Source organism: Haladaptatus sp. HS23 (assembly GCF_056892285.1).
Genome location: NZ_JBXGLH010000001.1, coordinates 478801 through 496592, shown reverse-complemented (window position 1 = coordinate 496592; position 17792 = coordinate 478801). Strand labels below are relative to the sequence as shown.

The following is a 17792-nucleotide window of genomic DNA, read 5'->3' as shown; positions in this document are numbered from 1 at the left end:
GCGTCGAGGGATTGAGGTAACGCTTCCCGACGAATCGTTAGCCTCGATACGTCGGACTACAGCATTCCGACGCCGACGAACGCGCCGTAGGCGAGCGCGAACGAGAGGAGCAGCGAGACGACCCATCCGAGGACCGTGTAGGACATCTTCTTTCGGCTGACACGGCCGCTTCCGGCCGCGTAGCCGCTCCCGATGATGGCGCTCACGACGATTTCGTTGAACGAAACGGGGATGCCGAACAACACCGCTGTCTGTGCGATGGCGAACGCCGGAATGAGTGCGGCGGTCGCCCGACGCGGGCCGAGCGACGAGAAGTCCCGTGCGAGGGCCTTTATCATTCGAGGCGAACCCATCCACGCGCCGAACATCACCCCGAGGCCGCCAAACAGCAACACTACAGCGAGCGAGATGCCGATGGGAATCGTCATCGGTGCAAGCGGTCCGACGGCGAGTCCGACCTGACTGCCCCCCGCCGAGAAGGAGACGAGCGCGCCGATACCGAACAGGAGGTGTCGTTGCCCCATCTTCACGTCGGCGCGAACGTCCAACAGGAACAACCCGCCGATGAGGAGCGCGACGAACGCCGTCGTCACTGTGACGCCGATGAGCGACGGGAGCGGCAGACTCTCCGCGGCCACCGCCGCGACTGACGCCCCACCCGACTCCGGCGCGAGGAAGGTAAAGGGCGAGTTCGCGAGAACGAGTCCCGCAATGGCCCCGAACAGGGGAATCGAATACTCGTCCGGCACGTCGTCGCGCCGAATCAGTCGAGCGAGGAAGTACGCGATGCCGCCGCAGAACAACGGCGTCAGTATCCACAGCAACAGGATTTGCTGGTACTTCGCGTAGGCGGGCGTCCCGCCGAGCGCCAGACCGACGCCGATGACCGCGCCCGTCGCCGTGAACGCCGTCGCCAGCGGATACCCGGCGAAAATTCCGATGGCGACGAGTCCGGCGGCGACGATCAACGCGATGACGGCGGCGATAGGTGTGAGCGTCACGCCGTTTATCAGTCCAGCCGCGATGGCTTCCGTCACGTTCGCGCCCTGTAACACCGCCCCCAGTATCCCGAACAGGCCGGTGAAAAAGGCCGCTCGCATGACCGTCGTGGTCCGAGCGCCGACCCCCGGCGCGTAGGGCGTCCACCCCGCACCGACCGTCCACGCCATGAAGAAACTCGCTATCGCACCGATACCCACGACCCCTAACTGCGCGGCCCCCACCATGTTTACTACTGGCGACGAGCGGGCAAGACCCTACCCGTGGCGTATTCCGGGTGGTTATTACCGTTACTCCCCGTCGTTCGGACGGACGACCACTTTCCTGCCGGAAATCCGGTCGGCACACTCGTAGCCCGCGAGGATGCCGCCGTTCAAACTCCGCTCGGGGTACTGGGCCTTGCTCGCCATTCCGGCGTAGTAGATGCCGTCCGCGATGTCGTCGCCGAGGTCGTAGGGGACGACCATGTCGAGGTACCCACGCTCGTACACCGGCGCTGCGCGCGGATTACGGGCGAGGCGGAAGTTCGTCACCGACGAGCGGTCCCAGTCGGGGAACATCTCCTCGATGTGGCTCAGCCACAGGTCCTCGACCTCGTCGTCGTCCATCCCCCACAACTCCTCTTCGTAGTCCTGAATGTAGCTGGCGACGTAGACGAGGTGGTCGCCGCCGTACTGCTCCGGCGGGATGTAGTTGGTGTGTTCGATGAGCGCGCCGAACGGCGCGTCGTGGCCGATGTTGAGCCAGTAGGTGTCCGTCAGCGGTTCGTTCATCGTCACGAGCGCACAGACCGCGCCTTGGAAGTCGATATCGCACTCGTAGCCGGTCAGGTCTTCGAGGACGTTCGGCATCGCGGCGACCACGACGCTTTCCACGTCGTGCGTTTCGGCCGCGGTACCGCCGTCGGCGGCCGCGACTTCGGCGTTTTCGGTCGCTTCCGTCGTCAGCGACGCGACTTCGCCGCCCTCCGTTTCGATGTCCGTGACGTACACGCCGGTCGTGATGTTCTCCCGGCCGACTTCGTCCACGAGCGCGTCGATGAGGCGTCCGAAACCGCCGCGGAGGTAGCCGAGCGGTTCGCCGCGAAGGAGGTCACGTTCCCCGCGGAACTTGATGCGGCCGAGCAGCCACGCGGCGCTGACCTTCTCCTTTTTGCTCCCGAACTTCGCGTCCAGCAGCGGGCCGAAGAAGTTCTCGTAGACGCCCCGCGAGGTGTGTTCCAAGAGGAAGTCCTTGATTGGAACGTCCTCGTAGTCCTCCAACCGCTCGTAGCTGTCGAACTTCGGAATCCCGCCGCGAACGTCGATTTCCTGCGTGAGCATGCCGAGGCGGAACTTGTCGTAGAAGCTCATGTGCGGGTAGGCCATGATTTCCCACGGTTTGTCGAGCGGGTGGACGACGCCGTCCACGTAGTAGGCATTCTTGCCGATGGGCCAGTCCAAATCGTCGTCCAAGCCGAGTTCCCCGATGAGGTCGATGATGGTCTCTTCCGAGGCGGAGAGATGGTGATAGAACTTCTCGATGCGGTCGCCGTTCGTCTCGTAGGTCGCGGCGAGTCCCCCGAGGTCCTCGCTCGCTTCGAATACCTGCACGTCGTAACCGTGCTGCTGGAGGCGGTAGGCGGCGGCCAATCCGGCGATTCCCCCGCCGACGATACCTATCATAACCGATGGATTCGTCGCCGCGTGGAATACGTCTTACGACCCCGCAATCCGATAGGTGTGATGGACGGACGATTTTCCTTTCACTGACGTTTCACACCGAGTCTCGACGTGCAGAACTGTTGTTGCCCGGATTTCACCTCGAAAAACGACGACTCCAGCGGCGACTACACCGCAACCGCGACGCCCCAACGATTGCTTTGTGGAGGTTTTCGGGGCCGGGTCTGCTGGGCGAATATAACCGCACCGCAGACAGGAGGATGATCGGAACCGCACGACCACCTCCTTCTGTGACCCCATTCCTCCCCGCATGGGAGGACGCTTCGCGGCGAGCGCTCACCGTCCTCCCGGCGCGTCCATTCGGTTGAATGGCGGGTCCGAAGCGCGTTTTCACGGTCGCTTTCGGGACGCGCGCCGAGGACGCCCGAGCCATGCGGCGAGGGCATCCGAGCACCGGGGAGGTCAGGGGCCGCGCGGGCGGACGGCCGTGCGGTTCCGGCCGTCCGTCCGCGGTGGCGGTGGGGTCATGGTCCCTAGCAGTTGCGCTCACGATGGACGAGTTCGCTCGGAATACCGAACAGCCACGAACTCCACAAAACGTCTCCCGTCGAAGTAGAAAGTCGAAAAGAAGCGCCCCACGGCAAACGAAAGGACCGAAAAACCGTCGTACTACTCGCTCGATTCGGCGACTTCCTCGCGGAGCGTCTCCACCTCGGCCACGCGCTCGGCGTGGGCGTTGTGCTGGTGGATGGACTCGTCGTTGCTCTGTTTCATCGTCACGACCGCGTCGTCGGGCAGGTCGGGGAACGTCTCCACGACGCCGTGGGCCATGTCGCGCACGCAGTCTTCCACGAACTTCGCGTCGGCGTGCGCCTGAAACGTCATGTGGTCCTCGTCCGGGCGCTTCGCGAGGTTGTAAATCCGGGCGCTCATCGAGTCGCGGGCGACTTCGATGAGTTCGTGGAGGTCCACTTCGGGCACGCCGGAACTCTCGACGGTGAGGGTTGCGTGGCCGCGCTGGGAGTGGCCCGCCTGCGGAATCTCCTGTAGGAACTCCTTGACCTCCCGTTCGCCGACGCCGAGGTCGAGGAGTTTTTCCTTCGCTCGCCCGCTCATCATCCCTTGCGAGCAGGGACAGACCGTCATGCCGGTGACGCGCGCGCCGATTTCCTCGGTCGTCTCCTCCTCGATCGCCGTCGCGCTGGCGATGATGTCCACCATGGCCTGCGTCGGGCGCTCGCTCTCCGGCGTCGTGTCGCGCACCATGAACTCCGCTTCCATGCTGACCTCGGCCTTCGAAGTGTACTCGTGCTTTTCGAGCAGTCGTTCCGCGGCGTCGCCGCACACGTCTTCGAGGCGGTAGGTGGGTTCGCTGACGGCGTCTTCGAGGACCTCGTCCACGACCTCCATGTTCCGGCTCATGTCCGCGCCCTTGCGCCAGCTCGGCAGGTCTACCAGCACGTCGAACTCCGCGGTAAGGACGTAGGGTCGCTTGTCCGGTCGGGCGACCTCGACCAGTTTCTCGACCCCCGTCACGCCGACCCGATTCAACCCGACCGTTACGTCCGGTTCCGTCGCCTGTACGTCGGGAAGTTGCCCTTTCATTGTCGTTTCCTTGTGAACAGCGGAATTAGAGGCTTCCGTTTCCGGCAGCTACTCGAGCTTTCCGAGGGCTTCGAAGAAGTTGGGGGACGGCCCGGCGATTCGCGCCGGTTCGGACGCGAGCGCGACCGTGATGGTCTCCGGTGGTTCGATACGGACCTGCGTTCCGTCACTGCCGACGACGGCGGCGTCCGCGTTTCGTACCCGAATCACGACTTCGTGGTCCGGTTCGAACACTAACGGCGGCATCGGATGTGACGCACACATCTCGATGAGGATCAGGCCGTCAACGCCGGGGTGAACCAGCGGCCCGCCTTCGCTGAGGTTGTACGCCGTGCTTCCCGTGGGCGTCGAAACCAGCAGGCCGTCCGCGTGTCCGGTGTTGTACTCCACCTCGTCGACGTGAATGTCGTAGTCGATTCCCTGTCCGTGCCCGCGCTGTGCCCCCTGTATCACGATTTCGTTCAGCGCGGGGTGAACCGACCAGTCGCCTTCGCCGGTCGCTCGGAGCCGTGGCACTTCCCACGACGGAATCTCGCCCGATTCCAGATACTCCTCGACGACCGCACCCACTTCGGCCACGGCGTCTTCCGGCGCGACGGCGTTCAGAAACCCGACTTCGCCGAGGTTGACGCCGAGTATCGGTGTTCCACCCGCGCCGCTCGCCGAGAAGAGGAAGGTTCCGTCGCCGCCGATGCTGACGACGAGGTCGTTTTCCGCCATCCGGCTCACGTCCACGCCGTCGACCTCCAACCGCTCGGCAGTGGCGGCGTCGAGGTGAACCGTCACGGAATCGGCTCGGAGCGTCTCTCGCAATCGACCCGCCAGTGTCGCGGCCCGCTCGTTTCCCCGCTGTGCGACGATGCCGACGTTCATCACGGCCCCGTTCTCTCCCGGTGTTCAAAAAGCCGCCGACACGAACATTAATTTACGACGGGTGCCAGTGACAGGACGATGAGAACTTTCGCTCGGAAGCGGACGAGGACGAGCGGGTCGTCGGTTCGCGGCGCACGTCGAATCCGAACCGAGGAGGGAGTGACGACGTGAGCGACGACGATTGGTTCGAGGCCGCGCTCCGAGACGACGGGGAATCGGAGGGCGAACCGGACGACGGCGCGACCGAGGAATCGGAAGACGGCACGGAGGAGATGGAGGGATACGTCGAATTTCCGGACGCACCTTCGGAGGAGGCGAACACCGCCAAACCCAAACCGAACGCCGATGTGCCGACCGACCCCACAACGGACGACACGACGGCCGACAAATCGAATGCCGACGACGCGCCGTTGTTCGACGACGATTTCGCCAGCGCGTTCGCGTCCGCGCCCGGTGCCAGCGGTGAAAGCGAATCTGACTTCGGCGGTGGCGGCGGGTTCGGTGGCAGTGACGCCGGTGGCTTCGGCGGCGGTGACGACGCTTCTTTCGACGACGAGACGTTCGACTCCGCGATTCCCCGAATCGACATCGGTATCGCCGGCTTGGACAGCATGATTCAGGGCGGCGTCCCCGAGCGGACGCTGATGGTCGCCATCGGTAGCGCGGGGACGGGGAAGACCACGTTCGGGCTTCAGTTCCTGAATCACGCGCTTTCGAACGGAGAGAGCACCGTCTACGTCACGTTAGAGGAGAGCCACGAACGAATCGTGGCCAGCGCGACGGAGAAAGGGTGGCCCTACGACGAGTACATCGAGGAAGGAAAACTCGCCGTCGTGGACTTGGACCCCATCGAGATGGCCAACTCGCTGTCGAGCATCCGGAGCGAACTCCCCGAACTCGTGCGCGAGTTCGGCGCGTCGCGACTCGTCCTCGACTCCGTCTCGCTCCTCGAAATGATGTATCAGGGCCAAGCCACCCGCCGCAACGAGATTTACGACTTCACACGAAGCCTCAAGGAGGCGGGCGTGACCACCATGCTCACGAGCGAAGCCAGCGACGAGAACCCCTACTCCTCCCGTCACGGCATCATCGAGTACCTCACCGACGCCGTGTTCGTCCTCCGCTACGTGCGGAGTACCGACGACTTCATCGAGACGCGACTCGCCGTCGAAATCCAGAAGATTCGGGACGCGAACCACTCCCGCGAAATCAAACCCTACGACATCACGGACGAGGGTATCAGCGTGTATCAACAGGCGAATCTGTTCTAGCACCTTTTTATCGAGGGTCGCTCTGCGACCCTCGATAAAAATCTGCACCAAAAGCGCTCCTCCTCACTTCGCTCCGGAAGACGCTTTTCGTCTTCCGTGCCCTCGTTCGTTTCACTCACGAGGACTCCGCTCCGTTCAGTCGTCGGCCCGGAAAATCGAAGATTTTCCGGTAGGTTAGCTAGCGACTGGCGGTTGTATCACCGGCCGTTTCTGGCGGTTGTGAAACCCCGACTCTTTGAGACCCCGAGAGCGTGACAGAAACGACGCAGTACATACAGAGCGCGTATCGTTCAAAGCACAACGAACGGATTATGCGGGGCATCCGATGATACAATCTGCCCAGAGGACGTATCCGACGACCGCGGCGATACTCAGGAATAATACGAGGAGAAAGAGGGCCAACAGTCGGTTGTAAGTGGGTGGTCGGTCATCCGGCGTATCCATATTCTTCCCCTTATTCTCTGTCCTATGACGAGATAATTATTCGGCCTCGATGACCCATCCTCTGTATTCAGCACATCGACCCAAACGCCATATTCTGACCGGTCCAACAACTAAAATAACGCCCTTAGAAACTGTAAAGTTTATAGCTGAACTATCGAACGACCGTCACGGGAACGGACGACCGCCTGACCACCGTTTCCGCGACGCTGCCGAGGAGGATTCGGGAGACGCCCGAGCGCCCGTGACTGCCCATGATGATTTGGTCGAACTCCTCCGCGTAGTCCACGATTGTCTGGGCCGGTTGCCCGACTTCGGTCTTCGTGGTGAGCGTGACGCCGTGCTCGTCCGCTAGCTCCTGTGCCTCCTCGAACACCGCTTCCGCGTTCTCCTTCGACTCCTCGTACCACTCCTCCGAATAGCCGGGCATGCCGACGGTGGAAGTGTAACCGACGTCGATGGGGTCGATGACGTTGATGACGCCGATTTCGGCACCGGGGAACTCCGCCAGCGCGTAGGAGAGCGCCTCGGTCGCCTGTTCGGACCCGTCGACCGGAACGAGAATTCTCTTTGCCATACCGAATAGTACGGGTGCTGTTTACATATCTTTTTGTCCGGCGTCCGACCGATTCAATCCCGTCCGTGACGGGTGACGCATTTGGGCAACCCGGTAATTTCGACGGGCTCGGAGTTGTCCGGCGAGTAGACGACCATCTGACCCTTCTCCATGTACGGCACCTTCTTCTCCAAGGTGGACGGGATGTTCACGCTCTTGATGGCGTCCTCGTCGCCCAAATTGAGGACGACGGTCGTGTTTATCTGCTTGAACACCGCGTCGTCGATGTCCTGTGGGTCCTGCGTGATGAGGAACAACCCGAGTCGCTCCTTGCGGCCCTGCTTCGCCGCGTCGGTGAACTTGCCGATGACCTTCCGGGCCTGCACGCTGTCCGCATCGGAGAGGAAGTTGTGCGCCTCGTCCATCCCGACGAGGAGCGGCGTCTCCTTGATGGTCGGGTACTCCGGCGCGTTCGAGAGCTTTTCGTCGATGAGGAGGCTCGACACCGCGAGGACGACCATCTCCTTGGCTCGACTCGACGGCAGGTGGTACGTCGGCACGACCGAGAGCCTACCGGACCGGACGAACTGCGGGACGAGTTCGGTGATGGATTTGGCCGACTGGTCGAACACGCCGCTCGGAACGGAGCGAACGCGGCGTTTCACCGCGTCGAACGTCGCCTCGTGGACGCGTCCGCTCTCGTCCAGTTCCTCGCGGAGCGCGGGGTCGTCGAGGTAGGAACAAAAGTCCTGATACGTCCCCGACTCGCCGCGACTGCCGAAGAACCGATTCAGGAGGTGTGTCAGCGCGCCGTACTGGTTGTCGTTGAGGCTCGCCCCCGCGACGAGCCACTGGTTGTCGCTGACCATCGAGAACGGAATCGTGAACTCGACCTGTTCGGCCTCGTGGTGGCTCGCGGCGTACGCCGAACCGCCGACCTTCGGGACGAACGCGACGGTTTCGTCGTGACCACCGTGGGCGATGCCTTCGCGCTCCCATGCGCGCTCGTCGTCCGCGTTCACCGTTGGGTTGTCGTCGTGCATCTGGGCGTACTCGTCCTGCGGGTCGAACTGCACGACGGCCATCCGGGCGTTTCGGCCGTCGTCCATGGGATACGTGCGCTCCGCGGAGAGGTACTGTCGGAGGATGTTCTTCGCGCCGTGGGTCTTCCCCGACCCGGTGCCGCCCGCCACGAGCGAGTGGCGAAACACGAGCGGGTCGCCCGAGTCGTAGTCGTCCTTTACGCGATAGTCGATGGTCGGCGGTTCCGCCGCCGTCCGCACCTTTTCGCCCCCAACGGAGAGGTGGCCGAGGAACACGCCGTCCTCGGGTATCTTCAGCCCCGTCTTGATTTCTCCCTTGTCGCTGGCCTGCCGAACCACCGTCTCGGGTTTCGGCACGCGGTCGGTCATCCGTCGTTTCAGTTCGCCGTCGTCGGAAAAGAGCACGGCGATGGGTTCGAGCGTCGCCATGAACTTGTAGTCCCGCTCGTCTATCTGCCCGTTGCGCATGGCCCGCCGGGCGTGAATCTCGGTCGCGTCGTCGCTGTGGAACTCCTGTGCGTATTCGAGCGTCGTGATGCGACAGAACAGTTTCTCGCCGTCCGGATAGGGCACGAGGAGGTACTTCCCGATTCGAACCTCGCCCCGGTTGGGCGCGGTGATGTACGCTCGGAGGCAGGTTTCGTCGCTCTCCTCGCCGATGGAGAGGCCTTCCGAAACGGCGAGGCTCCCGAGGCCTCGGTCGTCGCCGACCGGGTCGAGGTCCATCCGGTCGAAATCGTCGGCTTCCTCCCTCGTACTCGCCGCCTCCGTTCGCTCGTCGTCCGTTCTCGACGACGGTTCCGACGCCGACGAGTCGTCGGTGTCGTTCCCATAGTTCGAGAAGTCGCCCAAATCGCTCATGGACCTGTCATCTCGGGCGCGAGTGAAACGTGTTTCGCACGGACCCCGTGTTGTGTGTTCCTGTAATGGACGGAAACGAACCGTTTCCGCGCTGCTTCTCACGGTTTGACACCACTTTCCCACTTGGCTTTTATTCTCGGGACTCCTACGTACGGGTATGTTGCTCGTTCGTGGTGAGGCAGGCGGAACGACCCTCACGGGGACGTTGTACGAACGGGGTGAACGCTCACCCTCGTTCAAGGGCGCACCGGACGAAGACGCGCCGTACGTCTGGGTCTGTGACGAGTTCTATCAGGTCGAGAGCGGTGGTACCGCCCAGATGGTCTCGGGCAAGGAGGTACACGTCGCGTTCGAGACGCCGATGCCCCGCGGGTTCGACACCCGCGACCAAGCCCTCGCCGCCGCGGAAGAACACGTCCGGACGCAGTTCGCCCGTATCGGCGTGGACGCTGACGACGTGGAGTTCTCGATGGAGAAAGGGGAACTTCAGTAGTCGAGTCCCCAGCGGATGTCGTCGTAGTTCCGGTCGAGTTCGGTGTCGAACGACTTCTCGAAGCTCTGTATCAGCGACTTCGTGCTGTTCCGGCCGATTTGTGCCAGCGAATCCGCCTTCGTGATGACCGTCGGGGGTCCCTTCGAGATGGCTATCTCCTTCAACAGTTGGCGTTCGATACGCCGCCGACACGTCTCGTCGGCCGTGAAAATCCGCGGTGCCTCTATCTTGAACAGCAACCGCCGTCGCGGGTCGTAGACGACACAGAACGTCACTTCGTACTGTTCCGGCGCATACTCCCGGTCGATGTACCGTTCGGCCTTCTCGCTTCCGAAGAAGGCGTCGGACCCGGCACGCGAGACGAACCAGTTCGTCAGGGTCAAATCGTCGGTGAACCGCTCGTACTCCCCGTTTTCGTACTCGCCGCGTTCGAGAATCTGCGAGAAGAAGGCGGCGTCGTGTGCCCACGGGGCGTGTATCCCGTTTTCTCCCTCTTTCTCCCGTAGCACCCGCGTTATCGACCGCGCGGAGATGTTCTTCACGAACCCCGCGAGCGGCACCTCCCGTTCGGCGAACGTCTCCACCAGTTCGACGTAGTTTTGGAGAATCGTCCGCACTTCGTCCGACTCCTCGAACAGGTCGGGGAGTATTCTCCCCCTGTTACGCCAGCGGAGCAACCCTTTCGGATACATCGGCCCGTCCAGCAGGAGGAGGTCCGAGACGTTCGCCGCGTGGTCGAGTGCGTGTCTGCTCTCCGCGCGATACAGCGCCAGCGCGTGAACGATGTCCTGCTCGTAGTCGTCCCGACGCGGTGCGTGGATGATTCGGCGTTTGCTCCCCTCGCTGTAGGTGTCCCAGTCCGTGTCGAAGTTCCGCTGCACGTCGTTCGTGTGGACCGCCTTCACGACCGTCCGCGAATCGTGCAGGTCGAGGTCCGACGGCGACGAACTCATCGCCGCGTGCGCCACGTCCACGACCAATCCGTTCTTGAAGGGTTGCGGGTTGATGGTCCCCGAATCGAGTCCGTGCATCGTCCCGAACTGGTCCGCTTCGAGCGCCAACTCCTCGATGTTCGCGCGTCGCCGCCGGAGTTCGGAGAGCGGTGCTAGTATCTCGGTCCCCTCGTGAAACAGCGGGTCGAGGTAGTTCTCCCAGACGTTCCGTGCGAGTTCCCGATGGTTGCGCTCTTCCCCTTCGTACTCTATCCTGTCCGCCAGTTCGGCGATGCCGTCGAAGTGAACGGGGTCGAGTGTCATGCCCGCTTCAACCCGGTCCACCCCGAAAAAAGGTACCGTTCTCCGATTCCCGGAGATGCGTCAATTCCGACCGCGCCCGAACGAACGGGTTACTCCCGGCGAGAACGCTCGGCGTGTTCGACGAACTCGGTGGTACAAAATGCTAAATTTCGGACGAACGACAGCCCGATAGCTGTCACCCGCCCGCCTTCCGTCTCGCGAGTATCACCCCCACGACGATGAGTATCCAACCGACGTCGTTTCGATTGGCGATTATCGTCGCACCGGCGGTGATGAGCGCCACGGAAACCCCGTTCGATGGTGCCCTGTTGGGCATAGTATCACCCGTCCCTGTCAACGAGCGAGTACAACCAGCACCGCTACCGTAGTTAAAGGGATTCTTACGCGGAGTGAAAGTGAACGAAAACGGCCGGAGAGCGTCGCCTACGTTTCAGCCGTTCAGGCGAAGAATAGTTACCCCGCGATGCCGTCGGTTCGCCCATGAAAGCGGGACTCATCGTACTCGACGGATGGGGATTAGGCAGCGAAGACGGCGGCCGGAACGCCATCGAGGCCGCGGACACGCCGAATTTCGACCGCCTCGCACGCGACGGGGCGTACGGAACCCTCGACGTGACGGGTCGGCGGGTCGGCCTCCCGGACGGCCAGATGGGCAACAGCGAGGTCGGCCACCTCAACATCGGCGCGGGACGCGTCATCAGACAGGAGTACACCCGCATCAGCGACGCCATCGCGAACGGTGAACTGGGCGAGAACGAGGCCATCAACGGCGCGTTCGACTACGCGGCGGAACACGACGGGCGCGTTCACTTCATGGGATTGGTCAGCGAGGGCGGCGTCCACTCCGACCAGCAACACCTTTACTCGCTCATCGAACTCGCGGCGGAGCGGGGAGTCGAGGCGACGACGCACGCCTTCACGGACGGGCGGGACACGCCGCCGAAGAGCGGGGCGGGCTTCCTTTCCGGCCTCGAAGACGTGGTCGAGGAGCAGGGGACCGGCGACATCGCCACCGTCTCGGGGCGCTACTACGCGATGGACCGCGACCAGAACTGGGAGCGAACGAACCGCGCCTACGACGCCATCGTGAATCGGGAGGCCGAGTACGAGAAAGGAAGCGCCGTGGAGGCCGTGGAAGCGTCCTACGAGCGCGGCGACACGGACGAGTTCATCAAGCCGTCGCTCGTGAGGGGCGGGCACGCGCTCGAAGAAGGTGACGCAGTGATGTTCTTCAACTACCGCTCCGACCGCGCTCGGCAACTCACGCGAATGATTGCGGACATCGACCCGGCGTGGTCGTTCGATACGAACCCCCCTGACGTCGAGTTCGTGACGATGACTCAGTACGACCCCGAGTTCGACCTGCCGGTGGCGTTTCCGCCTCACCAACCCGAGCAGACGCTCGGCGAGGTTCTTTCGGAGAACGGCCTGACACAGCTTCGGCTTGCAGAATCGGAGAAGTACGCCCACGTCACCTACTTCCTGAACGGCGGGCGGGAAGTCGAGTTCGACGGCGAGATTCGGCGCATCATCGAGAGCCCCGACGTGCCGACCTACGACCTGCAACCCGAGATGAGCGCCGAGGGCGTCACGGACACGGCTATCTCGGTCATCGACGCGGAGGACCCCGACGTGCTGGTCCTGAACTACGCGAACCCGGACATGGTGGGCCACACGGGTGACTTCGACGCCGCCGTCGAAGCCGTCGAAGCGGTGGACGAACAACTCGGGCGACTCGTGGACACGCTCGAATCCCACGGTGCGCACGTCCTCATCACCGCGGACCACGGCAACGCGGACGACATGGGGACGCCGGAGAACCCTCATACGGCACACACGTACAATCCCGTCCCGCTCGTCTACGTCTCCCCCGAGGGCGACGACGATGGAAAGACGGTCCGCGAGGACGGGTCGCTGTGCGACCTCGCGCCGACGCTCCTCTCGCTCATCGGCGTCGAGCAACCGCCGGAGATGACCGGCGAGTCGCTGTTGGAAAACTAATCGTATCGGAGCACGCGCGTGTCGATGGCGTCACAGCGCGGGCAGATGTGTTGATAGTGGATTTCACGGCCGCGTTTCGTGACGCGCCAGTGACCCTCCGTATCGACGTAGCCACATTCGATGCACTTCCGTTCCTTGTCCTCGTAATGCTGCCGTAGTCGCTCGAATGGCGAACGACTCGATTTGGCTGCCATGTGGTATCGTATGGTATGGCACAATATAACAATAACGATTGTTTATATTCGTTGGACGCTCTACCACAAAACCCTCGTATCGACCGACGTCGCCGAACTCAAAACAGCCGTTCCAGCGTCTCGAACGTCTCGTCGCTCGCCGCCGCGAGAAACAGGTCATCGTCGTTCTTCAGTCTCGCACCGCTTTCCTCCGCCAACAACCATCCCGCGTGCTGTTCCACTTCGTCCGGGTGGAAGCAGACGACGGCCTCGATTTTCCCCCTCGCGAGCAGTCCCCAATCCAACGCGGGTGCCCAACTCGTCCACACCCGCTTGCAGCGTCCGGCGATTTCCGCGCTCAACGCGTCGGCTTTCGTCCGTAGCGCCTCGTCCCGAACGGCGTCCAGACCGAGGACGAACGCGACCGTCGCGTGGTCGCTCGCCACGTCGCCTTCTGCGCGAATCGGATCGCCGTTCATGCTGGCCCCGCCGTCCCGTTTGGCGACGTATGTGCGGTCGTGGAGCGGGTCGCGAATCACCGCTATTATGGGCACGCCATCGCGGAGGAGAGCTAATGCGGTCCCGAAGTACGGTATCCCCGAACAGAAGTTGTTCGTGCCGTCGAGCGGGTCCACGACCCAGCGGTAGTCGCTCGCGCCGGACCGTCGTCCCGACTCCTCGGCGTAGATGGCGTGGTCCGGGTACGCGTCGGTCAGTACGTCCAGCACGCGGCGCTCCGCCGCACGGTCTGCTACGGCTTTCACGTCGTCCGGGCCGTGGTCCGCCGCGAGCGACTCCGTTTCGAACGCCGAAACCAGATACTCCCCCGCGGCGTCGCACGCCCGCACCGCCACTTCCTCGAACGAATCGAGGCGATTTTCGTCCATACGAATACGTTTCACCGTGGGGTGAAATCCCTCCCGGTGGTTCGTTTTCGACTCCGTTCCGTTTCACACCGTCTCGGCAGGCCGTCCACTGCCGACTTCTCATCCGGTACGGAACGAGAAATCGAGCGACGGCGCGCTGTGGGTCAACGCACCGAGGGAAATCACGTCGACGCCGGTCCCAGCGTACGCCGGCACGTCCTCGATTCCGATGCCGCCGCTCGCCTCCGCGAGGACGCCATCGGGAAGCAGTTCGACGCCGCGCTCGACGTCCTCCGGCGGGAGGTTGTCGAACATCACGATGTCGGCACCCGCGTCCGCCGCCCGGCGGCAGTCCGCCGGACGCTCCACTTCCACCTCGATTTTCGCGGCGAACGACGCCAACTCGCGGAAGTGCGCAATCGCGCCGTCCATCCCCATCTCCTCGATGTGGTTGTCCTTGACCATGACCATCCCCGAGAGCGTGAGTCGGTGGGTGTCGCCGCCACCGGCCGCGACGGCCCGTTTTTCGATGCCGCGGAGGCCGGGCGTCGTCTTTCGCGTTCCCGCAATCGCCACGTCGTCAGTGACGGTTCGCGCGGCGGCCACCGCCTCCGCCGTCTTCGTTGCAACGCCCGACGCGTGACCGACGAGATTTACCGCGACTCGCTCGCCCCGGAGGACGGCCGTCGCCGGACCCTGAACCTCGAACACCACGTCGCCCGCCTCGATGCTGCTGCCGTCTGATACCGCGGAGTGAACCCCGCAGTCGAGGTAGTCGAACACGGCTCGCGCGGCGTCCGTTCCGGCGACGACACCGGACTCCCGAGCGACGAGTCGTCCGACCGTCTCGCCGGGGACGTGGTTCGTCGCGTCGTGATGTCCCACGTCCTCGCGGAGCCAGCGTTCCACGTCGCTGTCAGTCAGCATGGACCTCCTCGACGTGGTGACAGCCGACGGATTCGGCGTCCAACGCGTCCCGAGCGACGAGCAGGGCGACGACGCTCGCGTTCCTGAGTTCGTACAGGTCGCGCGCGGTGCGGGTTCTAGCGTAGGCGTCCACCTCGCCCTTCAACCGCCGCAGCACCGCCGTCGCCCGCCGCAGGTCGTCGGGGGTCCGCGAGAGGCCGACGCACTCGTCCATCACCGTCCGTAGCCGGGCGAACTTGTCCCGAGCGAAGCCCGCCGGAAGCGCCGGGTCGCTGTTCAGCAAGTCGGGAGCTTCGACCGGTTCGGGACCGGCTTCGACGTTCGCCGCCGTCTCCCCGGCGCGGAGTCCCCACACCAACCCTTCGAGCAGGCTGGTCGAGGCAAGTCGGTTCGCACCGTGGACGCCGGTTCGAGAACATTCGCCGACCGCGAACAGGCGGTCGAGGTTCGTTCGACCCCTGTCGTCCACGTCGATGCCGCCACAGAGGAAGTGCTCGCTCGGCGCGACCGGAATCGAATCGTGGGGGACGGCCCGCTCGTCGCATTTCGCCGCGAGGTCCGGGAACGTCCCCGCGAAGTCGAGCGGCGTGGTATCGAGCGTGACTTCTCCGGTTCGTTCGCGTTCGCGCTGGACCGCGCGGGCTACCACGTCGCGCGGTGCCAACTCGGCGGCGGGATGCACGTCGCACATGAACCGTTCGCCGTCGGCGTTTCGGAGGACCGCACCCTCGCCGCGAACCGCTTCGCTGACGAGGAAGGGATTCTCTCCGGAATACGCCGTCGGATGAAACTGCACGTAGGCCATGTCGGCCGTCTCCGCCCCGGCGAGCGCGGCCATGGCGATGCCGTCGCCCGTCGCCGACGCCGGGTTGGTCGAGTGGCCGTACAGCGCCCCGACGCCGCCGGTCGCGAGTATCGTCGCCCCCGCGAAAACCGGGCGGTGTTCGCCTTCGTGTTCCAGCACCGCGCCGTGGATTCGTCCTTCGTGCGTCACGAGCGACAGCGCGGCCGTGTCCTCGGGAAGCGTCACACGCGGGTGGTCGTCCAAATGGGACAGAAACGGCCCGAGGACGTGTCGGCCCGTGCTGGCGTCGACGTGCAGGATTCGTTCCTCGGAGTGTGCGGCCTCGCGCCCGTAGTCGAATCCCTCGCCGTCCGTATCGAACGCGACGCCGAGCGTATCGAGAAGCACGTCTTCGACGGCGTCGTTCGCGTTTTCGACCAACACGTCCACTGCATCCGGGTCGGCCGTGTTCGCGCTCGCCGTCAGTACATCGGCGTGGAGCGATTTCGGGTCGTCGCGGGTCACGGCGATGCCGCCTTGCGCCCAGTGCGTCGAGGCGTTTTCGGGCCGCGTCGCCTTCGTGGCGAGGAGTACTTCTGCACCTTCCCGCGCCGCGGAAAGCGCGGCGCTACACCCCGCGATGCCGCTGCCGACGACGAGGACGTCGGTCGTTTCGGCACCGTTCACTTCCCCGCTCATAGGTCCAACATCCTGTCGAGCGCCAACTTGGCGAGGTCCTTTTCGTCCGGCGCGACTTCGATGACGTTCCGCTCGCGCCCCTCGACCAACTCCTCCAATACCCACGTCAGGTAGTTCGGGTCGATTTGGCGCATCGCGTTGCAGTCCATGCACGCGTCGCCACAGAGGGGAAACACGTCCACCTCCGGATGCCAACGTTCGAGGTGTTCGACGAGGTGAATCTCCGTTCCGATGGCCCACGTCTCATCGGGGTCCGCCTCCGCGATGGACTCGCAAATCGTCGCCGTGCTGCCGACGACGTCGGCCGCCTCCACGACCTCGCGGCGGCATTCCGGATGGACGACCACCTTCGCCTCGGGGTGATTCTCCCGCACTCGCTCGACGTGTTCCACGCCGAAACGCTCGTGGACTTGGCAGTAGCCGTCCCACAGGACGATTTTCGCGTCCGCCACGGCGTCCGGGTTCTGCTCCTCGGGGTCCCACGGGTTCCACATCGCCGTCTCGTCCTCCAGTCCGAGACGATGGGCCGTATTCTCGCCGAGGTGTTTGTCGGGCAGGAAGAGGACCTTGTCACCCCGCTCCAGCGCCCACTCGAAGACGCGGTGGGCGTTCGAGGAGGTACAGACTGCACCGCCCTGCTCGGCACAGAAGGCCTTCAGGTCGGCGTAGGAGTTCATGTACGTTATCGGGACGATGTCGGTGTCGGGCGCGGCCGCCTCGATGTCCGCCCACGCGGAATCGACCTGCAACGCTTCCGCCATCCCGGCCATCGGACACGACGCCTCCATCGACGGGAGGATGACCGTCTGGTCGTCGTCCGTGATGATGTCCGCCGACTCGGCCATGAACGTGACGCCGCCGAAGACGACGTACTTCGCGTCCGCCTCCGCGGCACGCACGCTCAACTGGTAGGAGTCGCCGATGTAGTCCGCGTGTTCGACGATCTCCCGCCGCTGGTAGTTGTGCCCGAGGACGACCACGTCGTCCCCTAATTCGGCGAGCGCCCGCTCGATGCGCTCCGTTCGCTCTTTTTCAATCAGTCCGCGGTATTCCGAGGGAAGTTGCTCCAAATTGTCGTACTTGAACAGACTGAGTTTTGTTTCGATGTTTGCTGTCTCCATTCTTGGCACGTTGAGGCACCTGCAGTGGCCTAGCCAACAACAGAAGGTATTGAAAAAATTTTCTCTTCAAACGGTGTCATCTGATTCTCCCATCAATTCATTTACGATACCGTAGACTATTCGTTCGAACGTACCTTTCAAAAAGCGGCCCTCAACCCTCGT

17 protein-coding genes are annotated in these 17792 nt (G+C 63.6%); 3 read left to right on the top strand and 14 right to left on the bottom strand.

The genetic code is table 11. The annotated features are described in order from the left end of the window. Positions 1-56 precede the first annotated feature (56 nt). The 4 genes from AC1XDK_RS02680 to AC1XDK_RS02665 form a co-directional block, all read right to left on the bottom strand. Positions 57-1226, bottom strand: a complete 1170-nt coding sequence (locus tag AC1XDK_RS02680; RefSeq protein ID WP_483348224.1) for an inorganic phosphate transporter — start codon at positions 1224-1226, stop codon at positions 57-59. A gap of 63 nt (positions 1227-1289) precedes the next feature. Continuing rightward, complete coding sequence (locus AC1XDK_RS02675; protein WP_483348223.1) at positions 1290-2663, bottom strand: NAD(P)/FAD-dependent oxidoreductase; 1374 nt, start codon at positions 2661-2663, stop codon at positions 1290-1292. A gap of 666 nt (positions 2664-3329) precedes the next feature. Next, positions 3330-4265, bottom strand: a complete 936-nt coding sequence (gene mptA / locus AC1XDK_RS02670; protein WP_483348222.1) for a GTP cyclohydrolase MptA — start codon at positions 4263-4265, stop codon at positions 3330-3332. Between the two features lie 48 nt (positions 4266-4313). Beyond that, complete coding sequence (locus tag AC1XDK_RS02665; RefSeq protein WP_483348221.1) at positions 4314-5138, bottom strand: NAD(+)/NADH kinase; 825 nt, start codon at positions 5136-5138, stop codon at positions 4314-4316. Positions 5139-5305: 167 nt separating this feature from the next. On the opposite strand from AC1XDK_RS02665, the gene AC1XDK_RS02660 reads away from it, so the two are divergent. Further along, positions 5306-6409 carry a KaiC domain-containing protein gene (locus tag AC1XDK_RS02660; RefSeq protein ID WP_483348220.1) on the top strand — a complete coding sequence of 368 codons (1104 nt, stop codon included), beginning with the start codon at positions 5306-5308 and terminating at the stop codon, positions 6407-6409. Between the two features lie 309 nt (positions 6410-6718). Here AC1XDK_RS02660 and AC1XDK_RS02655 read toward each other — a convergent pair whose 3' ends face one another. The 3 genes from AC1XDK_RS02655 to AC1XDK_RS02645 all read right to left on the bottom strand — a co-directional run bounded on the left by AC1XDK_RS02655 (position 6719) and on the right by AC1XDK_RS02645 (position 9310). Then, positions 6719-6853, bottom strand: coding sequence for a hypothetical protein (locus AC1XDK_RS02655; protein ID WP_255666015.1), 135 nt, complete (start codon positions 6851-6853; stop codon positions 6719-6721). A 151-nt stretch (positions 6854-7004) separates the two neighbouring features. Then, positions 7005-7427 carry a universal stress protein gene (locus AC1XDK_RS02650; RefSeq protein WP_483348219.1) on the bottom strand — a complete coding sequence of 141 codons (423 nt, stop codon included), beginning with the start codon at positions 7425-7427 and terminating at the stop codon, positions 7005-7007. Between the two features lie 53 nt (positions 7428-7480). Further along, positions 7481-9310: an ATP-binding protein gene (locus AC1XDK_RS02645; RefSeq protein ID WP_483348218.1), complete on the bottom strand. Its 1830-nt coding sequence runs from the start codon at positions 9308-9310 to the stop codon at positions 7481-7483. A 157-nt stretch (positions 9311-9467) separates the two neighbouring features. On the opposite strand from AC1XDK_RS02645, the gene AC1XDK_RS02640 reads away from it, so the two are divergent. Next, a complete protein-coding gene (locus AC1XDK_RS02640; protein WP_483348217.1) occupies positions 9468-9803 on the top strand; it encodes a DUF7113 family protein in 336 nt (111 codons plus the stop codon). On the opposite strand, the gene AC1XDK_RS02635 is transcribed toward AC1XDK_RS02640, so the two are convergent. After that, positions 9797-11059, bottom strand: coding sequence for a DNA double-strand break repair nuclease NurA (locus AC1XDK_RS02635; RefSeq protein WP_483348216.1), 1263 nt, complete (start codon positions 11057-11059; stop codon positions 9797-9799). The genes AC1XDK_RS02640 and AC1XDK_RS02635 overlap by 7 nt on opposite strands. A gap of 175 nt (positions 11060-11234) precedes the next feature. Further along, the gene (locus AC1XDK_RS02630) at positions 11235-11375 is read right to left on the bottom strand and encodes a hypothetical protein (RefSeq protein WP_483348215.1); all 141 of its coding nucleotides are present in this window, start codon (positions 11373-11375) and stop codon (positions 11235-11237) included. Between the two features lie 164 nt (positions 11376-11539). Between AC1XDK_RS02630 and gpmI the strand changes: the two genes are divergently transcribed. Continuing rightward, positions 11540-13060 (top strand): 2,3-bisphosphoglycerate-independent phosphoglycerate mutase, encoded by a 1521-nt coding sequence (gene gpmI / locus AC1XDK_RS02625; RefSeq protein WP_483348214.1) that lies wholly within the window; start codon positions 11540-11542, stop codon positions 13058-13060. Here gpmI and AC1XDK_RS02620 read toward each other — a convergent pair. The 5 genes from AC1XDK_RS02620 to nadA form a co-directional block, all read right to left on the bottom strand. Further along, positions 13057-13254, bottom strand: coding sequence for an HVO_0649 family zinc finger protein (locus tag AC1XDK_RS02620; protein WP_483348213.1), 198 nt, complete (start codon positions 13252-13254; stop codon positions 13057-13059). The genes gpmI and AC1XDK_RS02620 overlap by 4 nt on opposite strands. A 98-nt stretch (positions 13255-13352) precedes the next feature. Then, positions 13353-14120: an inositol monophosphatase family protein gene (locus tag AC1XDK_RS02615; protein WP_483348212.1), complete on the bottom strand. Its 768-nt coding sequence runs from the start codon at positions 14118-14120 to the stop codon at positions 13353-13355. A 99-nt stretch (positions 14121-14219) separates the two neighbouring features. After that, complete coding sequence (nadC, locus tag AC1XDK_RS02610; protein ID WP_483348211.1) at positions 14220-15026, bottom strand: carboxylating nicotinate-nucleotide diphosphorylase; 807 nt, start codon at positions 15024-15026, stop codon at positions 14220-14222. Further along, complete coding sequence (locus tag AC1XDK_RS02605) at positions 15016-16509, bottom strand: L-aspartate oxidase (RefSeq protein ID WP_483348210.1); 1494 nt, start codon at positions 16507-16509, stop codon at positions 15016-15018. The genes nadC and AC1XDK_RS02605 overlap by 11 nt, the downstream gene beginning before the upstream one ends. After that, a complete protein-coding gene (gene nadA, locus AC1XDK_RS02600) occupies positions 16506-17639 on the bottom strand; it encodes a quinolinate synthase NadA (RefSeq protein ID WP_483348209.1) in 1134 nt (377 codons plus the stop codon). Before nadA ends, AC1XDK_RS02605 begins: the two co-directional genes overlap by 4 nt. Positions 17640-17792 lie beyond the last annotated feature (153 nt).

Excerpts from the sequence above, each read along its gene's own strand:
- AC1XDK_RS02680 (WP_483348224.1), bottom strand. The coding sequence starts at position 1,226 with ATGGTGGGGGCCGCGCAGTTAGGGGTCGTGGGTATCGGTGCGATAGCG.
- AC1XDK_RS02675 (WP_483348223.1), bottom strand. The coding sequence starts at position 2,663 with ATGATAGGTATCGTCGGCGGGGGAATCGCCGGATTGGCCGCCGCCTAC.
- mptA (WP_483348222.1), bottom strand. The coding sequence starts at position 4,265 with ATGAAAGGGCAACTTCCCGACGTACAGGCGACGGAACCGGACGTAACG.
- AC1XDK_RS02665 (WP_483348221.1), bottom strand. The coding sequence starts at position 5,138 with ATGAACGTCGGCATCGTCGCACAGCGGGGAAACGAGCGGGCCGCGACA.
- AC1XDK_RS02655 (WP_255666015.1), bottom strand. The coding sequence starts at position 6,853 with ATGGATACGCCGGATGACCGACCACCCACTTACAACCGACTGTTGGCC.
- AC1XDK_RS02650 (WP_483348219.1), bottom strand. The coding sequence starts at position 7,427 with ATGGCAAAGAGAATTCTCGTTCCGGTCGACGGGTCCGAACAGGCGACC.
- AC1XDK_RS02645 (WP_483348218.1), bottom strand. The coding sequence starts at position 9,310 with ATGAGCGATTTGGGCGACTTCTCGAACTATGGGAACGACACCGACGAC.
- AC1XDK_RS02640 (WP_483348217.1), top strand. The coding sequence starts at position 9,468 with ATGTTGCTCGTTCGTGGTGAGGCAGGCGGAACGACCCTCACGGGGACG.
- AC1XDK_RS02635 (WP_483348216.1), bottom strand. The coding sequence starts at position 11,059 with ATGACACTCGACCCCGTTCACTTCGACGGCATCGCCGAACTGGCGGAC.
- AC1XDK_RS02630 (WP_483348215.1), bottom strand. The coding sequence starts at position 11,375 with ATGCCCAACAGGGCACCATCGAACGGGGTTTCCGTGGCGCTCATCACC.
- gpmI (WP_483348214.1), top strand. The coding sequence starts at position 11,540 with ATGAAAGCGGGACTCATCGTACTCGACGGATGGGGATTAGGCAGCGAA.
- AC1XDK_RS02620 (WP_483348213.1), bottom strand. The coding sequence starts at position 13,254 with ATGGCAGCCAAATCGAGTCGTTCGCCATTCGAGCGACTACGGCAGCAT.
- AC1XDK_RS02615 (WP_483348212.1), bottom strand. The coding sequence starts at position 14,120 with ATGGACGAAAATCGCCTCGATTCGTTCGAGGAAGTGGCGGTGCGGGCG.
- nadC (WP_483348211.1), bottom strand. The coding sequence starts at position 15,026 with ATGCTGACTGACAGCGACGTGGAACGCTGGCTCCGCGAGGACGTGGGA.
- AC1XDK_RS02605 (WP_483348210.1), bottom strand. The coding sequence starts at position 16,509 with ATGAGCGGGGAAGTGAACGGTGCCGAAACGACCGACGTCCTCGTCGTC.